The sequence below is a fragment of the Amorphus sp. 3PC139-8 genome (assembly GCF_040750475.1).
Taxonomy (GTDB): Bacteria; Pseudomonadota; Alphaproteobacteria; order Rhizobiales; family Amorphaceae; genus Amorphus.
The window spans coordinates 21,451-35,108 of record NZ_JABJVY010000027.1 but is presented as its reverse complement, the minus strand read 5'-3'; the positions used below and the strand labels follow the sequence as shown (position 1 = coordinate 35,108).

Here is a 13,658-nt window from a genome sequence, read left to right as displayed (position 1 = left end):
TCGGCAGGAGCGCCATGAACACGTTGATTGTCATCGTCTTCGCGCTGGTCATACTCGGCTTCGCTTACCAGCTGGGCCTGTCCCGGTCGAAGTCGATCCAGGCGACAACCGGGAAGCGGATGCATTCCCGTCCCGGCCACTACGGCATGCTGGTGCTGTTGTGGTGTCTGATCCCCGCGGCGATCGTTTACATCGTCTGGCTCATCGTCGAGCCGATGATCGCCACCAGCATCATCAATTCCTTCCTGCCGCCCGATGTCGCCGCCGATAGCGGCGAGGTGATCCGCTCCACCCAGCGCATCAACAGCCTGGTGTCGGGCTTCGGTGTCGCCGGCGAGGTGCGGCCCTACGAGCGCGCCGCCGCCGAGCAGCTCTCTACCTTCCACCTGATCGCGCGGATGGCGCTGATCGCCATGGTGGCCGCCGCCGCCGCCGCTGGCGCGCTCTATGCGCGCGGCCGGATCTCGCCGACCATGCGGGCGCGCAACCAGGTCGAGGGCTTCATCAAGATCGTGCTGATCACCTGCTCGGTGATCGCGATCCTGACCACCGTCGGCATCGTGCTGTCGATGCTGGGCGAAGCGCTGCGCTTCTTCACCTACATCAACCCGATCGACTTCTTCTTCGGCACGACGTGGAACCCGCGCTTCTCGTCGGTCGGCAGCTCCAACCAGGGCGAGTTCGGCCTGCTGCCGCTGCTGTGGGGCACGATCATGATCACCATCATCGCCATGCTGGTGGCGGTGCCGGTGGGGCTTATGTCGGCCGTCTATCTCTCCGAATATGCCGGGCCGAAGCTGCGCTTCTTCGCCAAACCGCTGTTGGAAGTGCTGGCCGGCATCCCCACCATCGTTTACGGCTTCTTTGCGCTCGTGACCGTCGGCCCGTTCTTCAGCGGGCTCGGCGCGCTGATCGGGCTGCAGGTTCAGGCCACCAGCGCGTTCACGGCGGGCGTGGTCATGGGGATCATGATCATTCCGTTCGTCTCCTCGCTGTCGGACGACATCATCAGCCAGGTTCCCAAGGCGATGCATGACGGTTCGCTCGGGCTCGGCGCGACCAAGTCGGAGACGATCCGCAAGGTGATCCTGCCGGCGGCGCTGCCGGGCATCGTCGGCGCCTTCCTGCTAGCGGTCAGCCGCGCCATCGGCGAGACCATGATCGTGGTGCTTGCGGCCGGTAATAGCCCGGTGCTTACGGCCAATCCGTTCGAGGCGGTGTCCACGGTCACCGTGACGATCGTGAACCAGCTCACCGGCGACGTCGACTTCGCCAGCCCTCAGTCGCTGGTGGCTTTCGCCCTCGGCTTGACACTCTTCGTCATCACGCTGGGGCTGAACGTCGTCGCGCTCCACATCGTCCGCAAATATCGCGAACAATACGAGTAGACCATGGCCGCGAGCGAAACCGCCGTTTCTACCAGTTCCCGTCGGGCGATCGGTGAGATCGTCTCCGGTTCCCTCGGTCGCCGCAAGCGCGCGGAGACCCGTTTCCAGGCGATCGGGCTGGGCGCGCTGATCGTCGGCATCGCCTTCGTCGCGATCCTGTTCGGCTCGATCATGTCGAAGGGCCTACCGGCCTTCTGGCAGGCCACGATCAACCTCGAGGTCTATTTCGATCCCGAGATCATCGACGTGCCGGAAAAGCCGGTTCAGCAGGCCGACCAGTCGCCGGCGGAATATCTGGAGCAGCTCCGGTCCTGGCAGCGCAAGCTTGCCTTCGTGAACTGGAACAAGATCGTCCAGAACTCGCTGGCGACCGTCGTTCCAGCCGCGGCCGACGATGCCCGAAGCGCGGTCGGCATGGTCGCCTCGGGCGAGCGGGTGCGGCTGCGCGACATGGTGATGGACAATCCCGCGCTGATCGGTCAGCGCAGGGAGGTGGCGCTGACCGCCGCGGCCAATGTCGATGTCTGGCTGAAGGGCAACATCGATCGCAGCCTGCCCCAGTCGTCGCAACAGCTTTCGCGCAACCAGCAGCAGTGGTCGGATGAGCTCTACGACCGGGGCGTCATCACCATGGATTTCGCCTGGTTCATCTTCACCAACACCGACTCCCGGTCGTCGCCGGCCACGGCGGGTCTCGCCGGCGCGTTCGTCGGTTCCTTCATGATGATGCTGATCGTGATGTTCCTGGCCGTTCCGGTCGGCGTCATGGCAGCGGTCTATCTGGAAGAGTTCGCGCCGACGAACCGCTGGACGGATCTGGTCGAGGTCAACATCAACAATCTCGCGGCCGTGCCGTCGATCGTGTTCGGTCTGCTCGGTGCCTCGATCTTCATCAACTATATGGGCCTGCCGCTGTCGGCTCCGCTCGTCGGCGGTCTGGTGCTGTCGCTGATGTCGCTGCCGACGGTGATCATCGCGGCACGCGCGTCGCTGCGAGCGGTTCCGCCGTCGATCCGGCAGGCTGCGCTCGGGGTGGGTGCTTCGCCGATGCAGGCGATGTTCCATCACACGCTGCCGGTCGCCGTGCCGGGCATGCTGACCGGTGCCATCATCTCCATCGCCCAGGCGCTGGGCGAGACGGCGCCGCTGCTTCTGATCGGCATGAATGCCTTCGTGGCCTCGGTCCCCTCGACGCCGCTCGATCAGTCCAGTGCCCTACCCGTGCAGATTTATCTCTGGCAGGGTAACGAACTCCGGAACTTTTTCGAGGCACGGACCTCGGCCGCCATCATCGTGCTGTTGGGCATGATGATTTGTCTGAATGCTTTGGCGATCTATCTGCGCCACCGGTTCGAGCGTCGCTGGTAGATCCGGCGAACCGCACAGCGACGACACCGGTCATCCTAAAGGAGATATCCAATGAGCGCAGCAGTGGCAGAGGCCGTTCGCGAGAGCTTCGAAACGGTGCGGACCCCGGACGAGGAGCCGAAGCCGGTCAAGATCGAAGCGAAGGACGTTTCCGTCTTCTATGGCGAGAAACAGGCTTTGTTCAACGTCTCCATCAACATTCCAGAGCGCGCGGTGACGGCGTTTATCGGGCCGTCGGGCTGCGGCAAGTCGACCTTCCTTCGGTGCTTCAACCGGATGAACGACACCATCGACGGCTGCCGGGTGACGGGCAACCTGATGATGGAGGGCGATGATCTCAACGACCATTCGCGCGACGTCGTGCTCCTGCGCGCCCGGGTGGGGATGGTGTTCCAGAAGCCGAACCCGTTTCCGAAGTCGATCTGGGAAAATATCGCCTACGGGCCGAAGATCCACGGCCTCGCCAAGGCCAAGGCGGATCTCGATGAGATCGTCGAGCAGAGCCTGCAGAAGGCCGGCCTCTGGAACGAGGTGAAGGACCGGCTTCAGGAGCCCGGCACGGGCCTGTCCGGCGGTCAGCAGCAGCGCCTGTGTATCGCGCGGGCCGTGGCGGTGAGCCCTGAAGTCATCCTGATGGACGAGCCCTGCTCGGCGCTCGACCCGATCGCCACGGCGAAGGTCGAGGAGCTGATCGACGAGTTGCGCGAGAACTACACGATCGTGATCGTGACCCACTCCATGCAGCAGGCCGCCCGCGTGTCCCAGCGGACCGCCTTTTTCCATCTCGGCCTTCTGGTCGAGGAAGGGCCGACGAACGTGCTGTTCACCAGCCCGAAGGAAAAGCGGACCCAGGATTACATCACCGGCCGCTTCGGCTGATCGAAACGGCGTTTGGCCGAACCGGACTTCTGCTCGGTTCGGTCTTCGGATTACGGTGAGCGCCCGGTTCGGTCGCGTTGTCGGCGAAAGCGCCGCCTCGTATCATTGACCGGTCAAGACGGGACGCTGGAGCCTTTTCCGCTTTCCGCTGTTCACGGAAGCGTAGACTGGCTCTCACTCATTGTTTGACGCGTTTCCGGTCGGCGAACCGGTTTTCACTTCGCCGGGAAACGCTTTCATACGGTCCGATAACGCGGCAGGCTCGCATCGGGCCGACATGGATTTCTAGCGAGCGTAGATTCGGGCGGACATGGCCAACGAACACATAACGGGCGCATATGACGACGAACTGCGCGATCTGGTGAGCCGGATCGCGGAGATGGGCGGTCTGGCCGAAGGGCTGGTCTCCGAAGCGGTGACCGCGCTGACGCGAATCGACATCGCGAGGGCTCAGAACGTCATCTACCAGGATCATCGCCTGGACGAGATGCAGCGTCAGCTCGAGGAGCGGGCGATCAGCGTGATCGCGCGCCGGCAGCCGGTTGCCAAGGATCTGCGCGAAATCATCGCGGCGATGCGGGTGTCGGCCGATCTGGAGCGGGTGGGCGATCTCGCCAAGAATATCGCCAAGCGCGTGATCGCGATCGACGGGCAGTTCCACAGCAAGCGGCTAGCGTTCGGCGTGGAGCATATCTCCGAAATCACGCTGGAGCAGCTTAAGGCGGTGCTGGACGCTTACACGTCGCAGGATCTCGACGCGGCCCATGCCGTGCGCAATCGCGACGACGAGATCGACTCCATGTACACGTCGCTGTTCCGCGAACTGTTGACTTACATGATGGAAGACCCGCGGAACATCACGTTCTGTACGCATCTCCTCTTCTGCGCCAAGAATATCGAGCGCATTGGTGATCATGCGACGAATATCGCCGAAAATATTCATTTCATGATCACGGGTCAGCAGCTCCAGGAAGATCGGCCGAAGCACGATGAGTCTAGCTACATACCCGCCGGAAGCGACCAGGTACGGTGACCACATCAAGGGGCGATCGGTCATGCCCAAGGTCTTGATCGTCGAAGACGAGGAGCCGCTGGCGCTTCTCCTGCGCTACAATCTCGAAGCCGACGGTTTCAGCGTCGACACCTGCACGCGGGGCGACGAGGCGGAGATCCGGTTGCGGGAAACGCAGCCCGATCTTCTGGTCCTGGATTGGATGCTGCCGGGTTTGTCGGGGATCGAGCTCTGCCGCCGCCTGCGCAACCGGCCGCAGACCGAAAACCTCCCCGTGATCATGCTCACTGCCCGCGGCGAAGAGACCGAGCGCATCCGCGGCCTTTCGACCGGCGCCGACGACTATGTGGTGAAGCCGTTTTCGGTGCCGGAGCTGATGGCGCGCATCCGCGCCATCTTGCGGCGGACCAAACCTGCGGTGGTGTCGAGCCTGCTGACGGCCGGCGACATCGAGCTCGACCGCACGACCCATCGCGTGCGCCGCTCCGGCCGGGAGATCCATCTCGGTCCGACCGAATTCCGGCTCCTGGAATTCCTCATGCAATCGCCGGGGCGGGTGTTTTCGCGCGAACAGCTCCTGGACGGGGTCTGGGGCCACGATGTCTACGTGGATGAACGCACGGTCGACGTTCACATCGGTCGCCTGCGCAAGGCGGTCAATCGGGGCAAGGTGCGCGATCCCATCCGCACCGTGCGGGGCGCGGGCTACGCCTTCAACGACCAGTTCACGGAAGTCTAAGAGCAAAGCCTGCGAAAAGTGGGCACCGGTTTTCCGTCCGGCTTTGCGAAGGTAGAAAGCAAAGCCCGCGAAAAGTGGGCACCGGTTTTCCGTCCGGCTTTGCGAGAGGAGAGAGCAAAGCCCGCGATAAGTGCGATGCGGTTTTTCGATGGCTCGTTTCGCTCAAGACAGTCGCGCTTTGCGCGACGTCTCCGCGAGGGGCCAACCGGCCGGCGCGCGGTCGCATGCTGGCTGCGCTCAGACCGTTGATCTTCCCGTCCGTCTCGCGGGCGGGCCATGAGCCTCTCCGCGGCCCAAATCACGCGGTCGCGAGCCGGCCGACTGCGCGCTGCTTGCTCTGGATCAATGGAGCCGACCGTTGCGGGTGATCAACTGCGCCGGCGCGTCGCGAGAGATGGATTTTGCTAAATTCATGCTGGCGGGCCACCATTGGTGCGCCCTATAGAAGGTTGCGACCGTTACTATCGTTCGAGGTGGACACATCGGCTCCGGCCGGCATCCGGCCACCGGTGGCGGGCGTACAACAGACCGTTCGGAGGAAGCTCAATGACCTTCAAGACCAATCGCAGAAAGTTCCTTGCGGGGACCGCCGCGGCGACGGCGGGCCTGTTGGCGGCGCCTGCCATCCTGCGCGCTGCCGAAACCATCAAGCTCGACATCAGCCACTATCTCCCCCCGACCCACGGCATCGAGGTCGACATGCTGCGCCCGTGGGCGGAGGAGCTGCGCGAGAAGTCGAACGGCCAGGTCGATTTTGAGATCCACAACGTCTCCAGTGCCTATGGCCGTCTCGACCGCCAGGCCGACCAGGTGCGCGCAGGTGTCGTTGACGTAGGTTTTGGGCTCGCCGGCATTCCGCGCGGCCGTTTCCCCCACACCTCGGTGATCGAGCTCCCCTTCGTGGTGGAGCGGGCGGAAGCCGGTAGCCGCGCGCTTTGGGAACTCTACCAGACCGGTCAGCTCGGCGGGGAGTATGACGGCTTCAAGGTGCTCGGTCTGATGACCCATCACGGCGCGCTGTTCCACACCGTCGATCGGCCGATCAAGCAGCTCTCCGATCTCAAGGGGCTGCGTATCCGCTCGCCGGGGCCGGCGGTCAACGCCATGCTGGAGTTCGAAGGCGCCAGCGCGATCGGCATGCCGCCCTCACAGATCTACGAGGCGCTTCAAAAAGGCGCGCTCGACGGCGTGGCGACCACCTGGGATCTCGTCGGCGCGATCAAGCTGAATGAAGTCCTGAAGTACCACACCGACGCCCGGGTCTATGCCGCTGCGTTCTATATCGTGATGAACCAGGACACCTATAACGGCCTACCGGAAAATGTCCGCACCATCATCGACGAGACCACCGGCGAAGCCTGGCAGTCCAAGATCGGTCCGTGGTGGGACAAGTGGGATGCCGCGGGCAAACAGGATGCGATCGATCGCGGCCAGGAGATCATCGTCATCGACGATGCCACCCGCGACCAGTGGCGCCAGCAGCTCGAGCCGATGATCAACTCCTATCTCGATGGCCTGAAGTCCGAAGGCGTCGAGGATCCGCAAAAGCTCTACGAAACCACCCGCGAGCTGGTGCAGAAGTACCAGTCCTGATCCGAGACGCGATGCGCGGTGGCACCGGATCCTGCATGCAGCAGGGCCCGGCGCCGCCGCCGTCGTCGTATACGGGGAAGCGGGGATGGCGGCTCGGACGATCCGGCATCCCGCGATCCGGTTTGGACGGGAAATCGTAGCGGAGATGTCGATGAGGTCATTCCGCTCTCCGTAGAACTGCTGAACAGATCCGAAAACGTAGAGCCTTTTCCGCTCAAGATGGAAACATCTGAGCGATAAGAAGTGGCTCCAGAATCAATACCTTGAGCATGTCCCGCTTTTCATTGAATCGCCGAGCGGCTCTAACCTATTGTTTCGACGCATTTCCGGACGGCGAACCGGTACCCACTTCGCCTGGAAATGCTCTAGCGCCGAAGGCCGGTCCTGATGAGTGACACCGCCGAATTCGAGCCAGAGACGCGACCGGGCGCCGGCATGCAGCTTGCCGCCACCCGGGCGTTTGCGCATGTCACCTATTGGCTGGGCCTTGCCGGGGTCGCGACGCTCATTGTGGCGATCGTGCTTACGTGCGCCGACATTCTCTGGCGGCGGTTGGTGGGCGGCGCCTTCATCGACACCTTTGACATCACCAAGCTGTGTCTGGTCTCCGCGGCGTCGCTGTCGATCCCCTATGGCTTCACGCAAGGGGCGCATATCACGGTCGACCTTCTGGCCAGTCGGTTTCCGGCCGGTGTCCGCGCGGCGCTCGACATCGTGATCTCGATCGTATCGGCCGTGCTTCTGGGCTTTCTTCTCTGGCTGTCCTGGAAGGCGGCGGCGCTTCACTACGCCTACGGGGACACCACCTTGAACCTCCGGCTGCCGATGGTCTGGTACTGGGCCATCTTCATCGCCGGTCTCGGCCTGTCGGTGCTTGCGGCGCTCGCGCGCGCGGCCGACGTCGCCTTTGGCGCGAAGCGGGAGAGCCTCTCTTGAGCCCGGAGCTTGCCGGACCGATCGGCTTTGCGATCGTCGTTCTTCTGATTGCCCTGCGGGTTCCGATCGCGCTTGCCATGGCGCTGGTCGGGACTGTCGGATCGATCGCGCTCGGCGGCTGGTCGAGCGCCACCTACGTGCTCTCCAACCTGCCGTTCGAGGCGGTGTCCACCGATGGCATGGAGGTGGTCCCGCTGTTCATCTTCATGGGAGTATTCGCGACTTATTCCGGGCTGTCGTCGAACCTCTATTCCGGGGTGCAGGCGCTGATCGGCCATTGGCGCGGCGGCATCGCGATGGCGACCATCGGCGCATCGGCGGGGTTCGGCGCAATCTGCGGCTCTTCTCTGGCAACCGCCGCGACCATCGGCCGGGTGGCAATGCCGGAAATGCGCAGCCGCGGCTATGCCGACAGCCTGGCGGCCGCCTCGGTCGCCGCTGGCGGCACGCTGGGTGTTTTGATACCGCCGTCGATCATCTTGATCCTGTACGCGATTCTGACTGGCGAATCGATTGGAGCCTTGTTTGCCGCTGCGCTGATCCCCGGTCTGATCGGCACCGTGCTTTATATGGCGGCGGTGCAGGCCCAGGTGCTCCGACGCCCGGAGCTGGGTCCGGCCGGGCCGCGCTTCACCTTTCGCCAGAAGATCGTCGCGCTGTCGCGGATCTGGGATGCCCTGCTTCTGATCGTGCTGGTCATCGGTGGCATCTACGGGCGCTTCTTCTCGCCGACGGAGGCGGCGGCGGTCGGCGCCGGCGGCGCGCTGTTGATCACGGCCCTGCGCGGCAAGCTCACCGGCAAGATCCTGGTCAAGGGGCTGGCCGAAACCGCCAGCATGACCGGCATGATCTTCCTGATCCTGGTCGGTGCGGCGCTGTTCAACTATTTCATCGAGCTCAGTCATCTGACCACCGTGCTCACGGATGCGATCCAGGCGTCCGGGTTGCCGCCGCTGGGCATCCTGTTCCTGATCATCGCGTTCTACGTGATCCTCGGCTGTTTCATGGATGCGCTGTCGATGGTGCTGTTGACGGTGGTGCCGCTCTACCAGCTCGCCACCGGTCTCGGCTTCGACGGCGTATGGTTCGGGGTTCTGGTGGTGACGGTGGCCGAGATCGGCCTGATCACGCCGCCGATCGGCATGAACTTGTTCGTAATCCAGGCGGTGACGCCGAACCTGGCGATCGGAACGGTGATCCGCGGCATTCTGCCCTTCATCACCGCCGATATCGTCCGGGTGGCGATCCTGGTCGCCTTCCCCGCAGTGGTGCTCTATCTGCCGCGCCTGTTCGGATTTTAGGGTTGTTTCCGCTCACGCTAGAGCATTTCCAGGCCAGGCGGGAACCGGTTGGCCGTCCGGAAATGCGTCAAAACAAACGGTTAGAGCCGTTTGGCGATTCAACGAAAAGCGGAATGGCTCTGGCTCGCGGCTGCGCGGGCGCCGGCGTGGCCTGACCGGCCGGCGCGCGGTCGCGTGCTGGCTTCGCAAAGCCGCTGCGAAATGAAAATCTTGGCCGAGCTGGCCCGTCTCAGGCCGCTCGGTAGGCCTTGAGATAGTGGCTTTCGAACACCCGCTTCAGCGTATGGAGCGGGGCAAGCCGGGGCAGGGCGAGGTTGCGCCGTTCGTTGCGATAAACCAGCATCCCGGCGTCCAGGGTGTCGACGATGCAGACGAGTTCCGGCTTGAAGGTCGCGTTGGCCGGCTTGCCGGCAAGTTCGGCGGCCATGTTGCGGGCCGCCGCCTCGGCCTGAAGATCCGCCTGGTGGGCCTGCTTCGGCATCCAGTCCGGCCCTGGGAAGGATCCGGCATCGCCGGCCACATAGACGCGCTCCAGGCCTTTGACGGCGCAGGTCGCTTCCGCGGCGATGAAGCCGCCGGGCGAGCGCGGCAGGTCGCTGCGCTCAAGCCATGCCGGCCCGGTCAGGCCGGGCATGAACAGAATGAGATCGGCATCGAAGGCTCCGCCTTCGGTCACCACCTGGGTTGCCTCGAAGCGCACCGGTTTGTGGCCGAGTTGAGTGCGGATGCCGCGCTTCTCCATTTGCTTCAACAGGCCGCCGACCGCCTTCGGTCCAAGACGCTGGCCCGGCTGGGTCGAGGCGTTGAAAAAGACGAGATCGACCTTGTCGCGTCGGCCCTGGCGGCGAAGCAGCGTGTCCATGCCGAACAGAAACTCGAACATCGGCCCGCCGCGCACGGCCGACGGTTCCGCCGGATTGGCGCCAAATCCGACCGCGACTGTGCCGGTGTCGAGGCTTGCGAGGCGATCACGGATCGCTTCCGCGGAGGCAATGCCTTCGCAAGGAATAAAGGCATGCTCGATGCCCGGCAGCTTGCGGATATAGCGCCCGCCGGTGGCGATCAGCAGCATGTCGTTTTCGATCTCGCCGGCCGTCGTCTGCACGCGCCGGCCACCGTCGGAAACGCTCTCGACCCGCGCCGCCAGATGCCGGACGCCATGGCGTCGGAAGAAGCCATCAAGCGGAATCCGGAGATCTTCCGCTCGGCGCACGCCGGCAGGCAACCAGATCAGGCTCGGGAGATAGGTTAGAATCGGAGTGGGCGAAACGACGGTGATGTCGGCATCGACGCGCTCTCGTCGCAAAGTGCGCACGGCGGTCAAGGCGGCAAAGCCCGATCCGAGGATGACGATATGCGGACGTTCGGTCGAAGCGGCGGAAGGCATGCTCGGATGCTCCAGGATGGACGCGCGCCGGGAAGCGACGGCGAAAAACGGCTTGCATCCAATATGTATTAGAAAGTCAGAAATTCAAATAATTGAATGTAAAGTGCGCGCACGGGTCCCAGAGCCGCGCCGGCTCGCTTTTCCCACCGGGCTCCTGAGCGCCTTTTGTGGCCGTCACTTCGCGTCGTGAAAGATCACGCCCAGAGTGGTGCGGGCGCCGGACGTGATGCGGCTGACCCCGTGGCGCATGACGAGCTTGTAGGGGCCGCGGGTCCCGTAGCCGGGCCGCTGGGCGACGGCGAAGATGGCCGCTTCCCCTTGGGCGAGATCGAGGACTTCGGCGCGGGACTGGTGGCGCGGCTTCTGCTCGGTCAGGACGAAGCTGCCGCCTTCGAAATCCGCCCCCGGTCGGCTCAGGAGCACGACCATCTGCAGCGGGAAATGGACCTCTCCGTAAAGATCCTGGTGCAGTCGGTTATAGTCGCCCGCCCCATAGGTGAGGAGCAATGGCGTCGGTCGGAGCTGGCCGGCGGCATGGCACTCGCTCAAGAAGTCGTCGAGCGTGTCGGGGTAGCGCCGGGACCAACCAAGCCTCTCCGCCCAGCGATTGGCGAGCGGCGCCAGATGCGGATAGACGCGCTCGCGCAGCGTTTCCACGATCGGGGGCAGCGGATTGGCGAAATATTGATATTCGCCTTCGCCGAAGCCGTGGCGGCGCATCACGATGCGCGAGCGGAACCGGTCCGCCTCCTGGTAGAGGCCCACCAACTGCGCGCACGTCTCCGCGTTCAAAAGCGGGCCGGTTCGCGCCGCACCGTACGCGTCGAGATCGGTATCGAGCTGCGTCCAATCGAGCGCATCGATTTGCGTTGCGAGGGAGGGGGCCATCGCGTCCTCCTTTACCTATCGGTCAACGGCGAGCGGAGCGTCAGGTTCGACGCAGCCCGAGCCTGGTGATTTTTCGAAGCCGGCCCTGGGCAAGGGCGATGCCGGCGATGATCAGCACCATGCCGCCATAATCGGCAAGCCCCAGCCGTTCGTTCAGGAACAAGGTACCGAGCAGGATCGCCGTCATCGGCACCAGATAGGTGACCAGCGAAGCGTTGGTCGCGCCGGCGGAGCGGATGATGGCGAAATAGAGCAGATAGCCGAATGCCGAGGAGGCGAGCGCCAGGGCCAGCACCGCGCCGATCGCCGGCAGGCTCGGCGTCGCCAGCGTCCAGGGGGCATCGACGATCAGCGCAAGCGGAACGATCACCAGCGTCGCGCCGGTGAACTGGCCGGTGGCGAGGAAAACCGGCGGCGCGTCGGCGAGCCGGCGAGCGAGCAGGGCGGAGAACCCGTAGGAGAGGGCGGCGCCGAGACAGGCGAGTTCGGCGAGCAGGTGTCCCGTCGCGCCGGCCGCCAGCCCCGTGCCGAGCATCAGGACCACGCCGGCAAAGCCAAGGCCGATGCCGGCGACCTTGAGCGGCGTCGCCCGGTCGTCGGCCGTGAGGAGCGTGGCGAGGACCATGGTGAAGATCGGCGTGGTGGCGTTGAAGATCGCGGCAAGGCCGGCCGGCAGCGTCTGTTGCGCCCAGAACAGGAGCGAGAACGGGATCACGTTGTTGATGACCCCAAGCAGGAACAGGGCGGGAAAACGGCGATCGGTGACCGGCGAGCCATGGCCCTTGGCCAGAAGCACGATCTGCAGCGCAAGCCCTGCGATCGCGACCCGGAGTGCCACCAGCGTCAGCGGCGGCACTTCGGCAATCGCGATCTTGGCGAAGAAGAACGAGCCGCCCCACAAGATGGAGAGGGCGACGAGCAGGCCCCAGTCGCGCGGCGACAGCGACAGCGAGGCGGGGGCGGCGGCAGGCGAAGCGGTTGTGGTCATGGGGATCTGTTAGTCCTCGGGATGGCGTGGCCGCCACCCGATTTCGAATGAGTCCACGAGCTAGATCACCGCTCTCGCATGCGCTGCGACACCACGATGCCGCTGGCGATCAGCAGCCAGCCCGCGCCGTGATACCAGGCCGGTTCCTCGCCGAGGAAGAGAATGGCGGCGAGCGAACCGAATACCGGGATCAGATGGAAGAACGGTCCGACGCGATTGGGGCCGACCAGTTCCACTCCGCGGTTGAAGCAGAAATTCGCCACCAGCGAGGGGAAGATCGCGACATAGAGCACGGCGAACCAGGCGCCGCCCGAATTTTCCATGCGCGCACCGCTGGCATATTCGACCAGAAAAGCCGGTATCAGCGAGACGGCGCCGAGAAAAAAAACGGCGGCCAGGAAGGAGAGCGGGTGGATCGTCGGCCGTGATTTCAACAGCGCGGAATAGAAGCCGTAGATCACGACGGCCCCCAGAATGATGGCGTCGCCCGGATTGATGTCGAGTTCCAGAAGCAGCGTCGGATTCCCGGACGAGACGATCAGGATCACGCCGACCAGAGAAACCGAGAGGCCCATGATCTGGAACCGGTTCAGCCGGTCGCCGTAGAGGATCAGCGCAAACAGCGCGATCAAGAGTGGCTGGACGGACTGCAGCAGCGCGCCATTGATGGCGCTGGTCCAGGCAAGGCCATAGTAGATGAGGGCGTTGTAGAAGGTGATGCCGGTCAGCGCGAGCACGATCAGAATCGGCAGGTGGCGTCGGATCAGCTGCCAGTCGCGGCGCAGCGGATGCAGCGCGAACGGCAGCACGATCAGGAAGGCGCCGATCCAGCGATATTGCGCCAGCGCGACGGGTGGCACCTTGCCGACAGCGAATCGCCCGACGACGATATTGCCACCCCAGAACATCGTGGTCAGGGTCAGAAGCAGATAGGGCTGGCTATAGATCCAGCGGCCCAGCGCCCCCATGGCGTTCCTCCGTTTTTCGGAGCCGGACAGATCTGCGGCGTGGAAATGCCGCGATGTCTCTGCCGTGGATCGAATTCGACATTTGAGCCCCGTTTGCCGCTCGCTCCCGTCTCAAATGCCAAAAGGTCCAATAGCTCCAATAGCTTGCTAGCGGTATTCGGGATTTCGACATTTGCACGCGAGTTCGCGGCGCATGGTATGCAAATGTCGG

The 13,658-nt window shown here is 64.1% G+C and carries 12 protein-coding genes; 8 read left to right on the top strand and 4 right to left on the bottom strand.

Going from position 1 to position 13,658, the window contains the following annotated elements; genetic code table 11:
- The first annotated feature begins 14 nt into the window (after positions 1 to 14).
- The 8 genes from pstC (at position 15) to HNS03_RS20770 (ending at position 9,216) form a co-directional block, all read left to right on the top strand.
- On the top strand, positions 15 to 1,388 hold the full coding sequence (gene pstC / locus HNS03_RS20805; protein ID WP_367197975.1) for a phosphate ABC transporter permease subunit PstC: 1,374 nt from the start codon (positions 15 to 17) through the stop codon (positions 1,386 to 1,388).
- A 3-nt stretch (positions 1,389 to 1,391) separates the two neighbouring features.
- The gene (gene pstA / locus HNS03_RS20800) at positions 1,392 to 2,756 is read left to right on the top strand and encodes a phosphate ABC transporter permease PstA (protein ID WP_367197974.1); all 1,365 of its coding nucleotides are present in this window, start codon (positions 1,392 to 1,394) and stop codon (positions 2,754 to 2,756) included.
- Between the two features lie 51 nt (positions 2,757 to 2,807).
- A complete protein-coding gene (gene pstB, locus HNS03_RS20795; protein ID WP_367197973.1) occupies positions 2,808 to 3,635 on the top strand; it encodes a phosphate ABC transporter ATP-binding protein PstB in 828 nt (275 codons plus the stop codon).
- A 310-nt stretch (positions 3,636 to 3,945) separates the two neighbouring features.
- A complete protein-coding gene (phoU, locus tag HNS03_RS20790; RefSeq protein ID WP_367197972.1) occupies positions 3,946 to 4,668 on the top strand; it encodes a phosphate signaling complex protein PhoU in 723 nt (240 codons plus the stop codon).
- A 22-nt stretch (positions 4,669 to 4,690) separates the two neighbouring features.
- Entirely contained in the window at positions 4,691 to 5,386 is a 696-nt protein-coding gene (phoB, locus tag HNS03_RS20785; RefSeq protein ID WP_367197971.1) for a phosphate regulon transcriptional regulator PhoB, read from the top strand.
- Positions 5,387 to 5,932: 546 nt separating this feature from the next.
- Positions 5,933 to 6,979 carry a TRAP transporter substrate-binding protein gene (locus HNS03_RS20780; protein ID WP_367197970.1) on the top strand — a complete coding sequence of 349 codons (1,047 nt, stop codon included), beginning with the start codon at positions 5,933 to 5,935 and terminating at the stop codon, positions 6,977 to 6,979.
- Positions 6,980 to 7,366: 387 nt separating this feature from the next.
- Positions 7,367 to 7,915 (top strand): TRAP transporter small permease, encoded by a 549-nt coding sequence (locus HNS03_RS20775; protein WP_367197969.1) that lies wholly within the window; start codon positions 7,367 to 7,369, stop codon positions 7,913 to 7,915.
- Positions 7,912 to 9,216 (top strand): TRAP transporter large permease, encoded by a 1,305-nt coding sequence (locus tag HNS03_RS20770; RefSeq protein WP_367197968.1) that lies wholly within the window; start codon positions 7,912 to 7,914, stop codon positions 9,214 to 9,216. The genes HNS03_RS20775 and HNS03_RS20770 overlap by 4 nt, the downstream gene beginning before the upstream one ends.
- A gap of 229 nt (positions 9,217 to 9,445) precedes the next feature.
- Here the strand turns inward: HNS03_RS20770 and HNS03_RS20765 are convergent, their stop codons facing one another.
- From HNS03_RS20765 to HNS03_RS20750, 4 genes are all read right to left on the bottom strand, one after another.
- Positions 9,446 to 10,603 carry an NAD(P)/FAD-dependent oxidoreductase gene (locus HNS03_RS20765; RefSeq protein WP_367197967.1) on the bottom strand — a complete coding sequence of 386 codons (1,158 nt, stop codon included), beginning with the start codon at positions 10,601 to 10,603 and terminating at the stop codon, positions 9,446 to 9,448.
- A gap of 174 nt (positions 10,604 to 10,777) precedes the next feature.
- Positions 10,778 to 11,491, bottom strand: a complete 714-nt coding sequence (locus HNS03_RS20760; RefSeq protein WP_367197966.1) for a 2OG-Fe(II) oxygenase — start codon at positions 11,489 to 11,491, stop codon at positions 10,778 to 10,780.
- A gap of 40 nt (positions 11,492 to 11,531) precedes the next feature.
- Positions 11,532 to 12,479 carry a DMT family transporter gene (locus HNS03_RS20755; RefSeq protein WP_367197965.1) on the bottom strand — a complete coding sequence of 316 codons (948 nt, stop codon included), beginning with the start codon at positions 12,477 to 12,479 and terminating at the stop codon, positions 11,532 to 11,534.
- Between the two features lie 65 nt (positions 12,480 to 12,544).
- Positions 12,545 to 13,447, bottom strand: a complete 903-nt coding sequence (locus HNS03_RS20750) for a DMT family transporter (RefSeq protein ID WP_367197964.1) — start codon at positions 13,445 to 13,447, stop codon at positions 12,545 to 12,547.
- Positions 13,448 to 13,658: the final 211 nt, after the last annotated feature.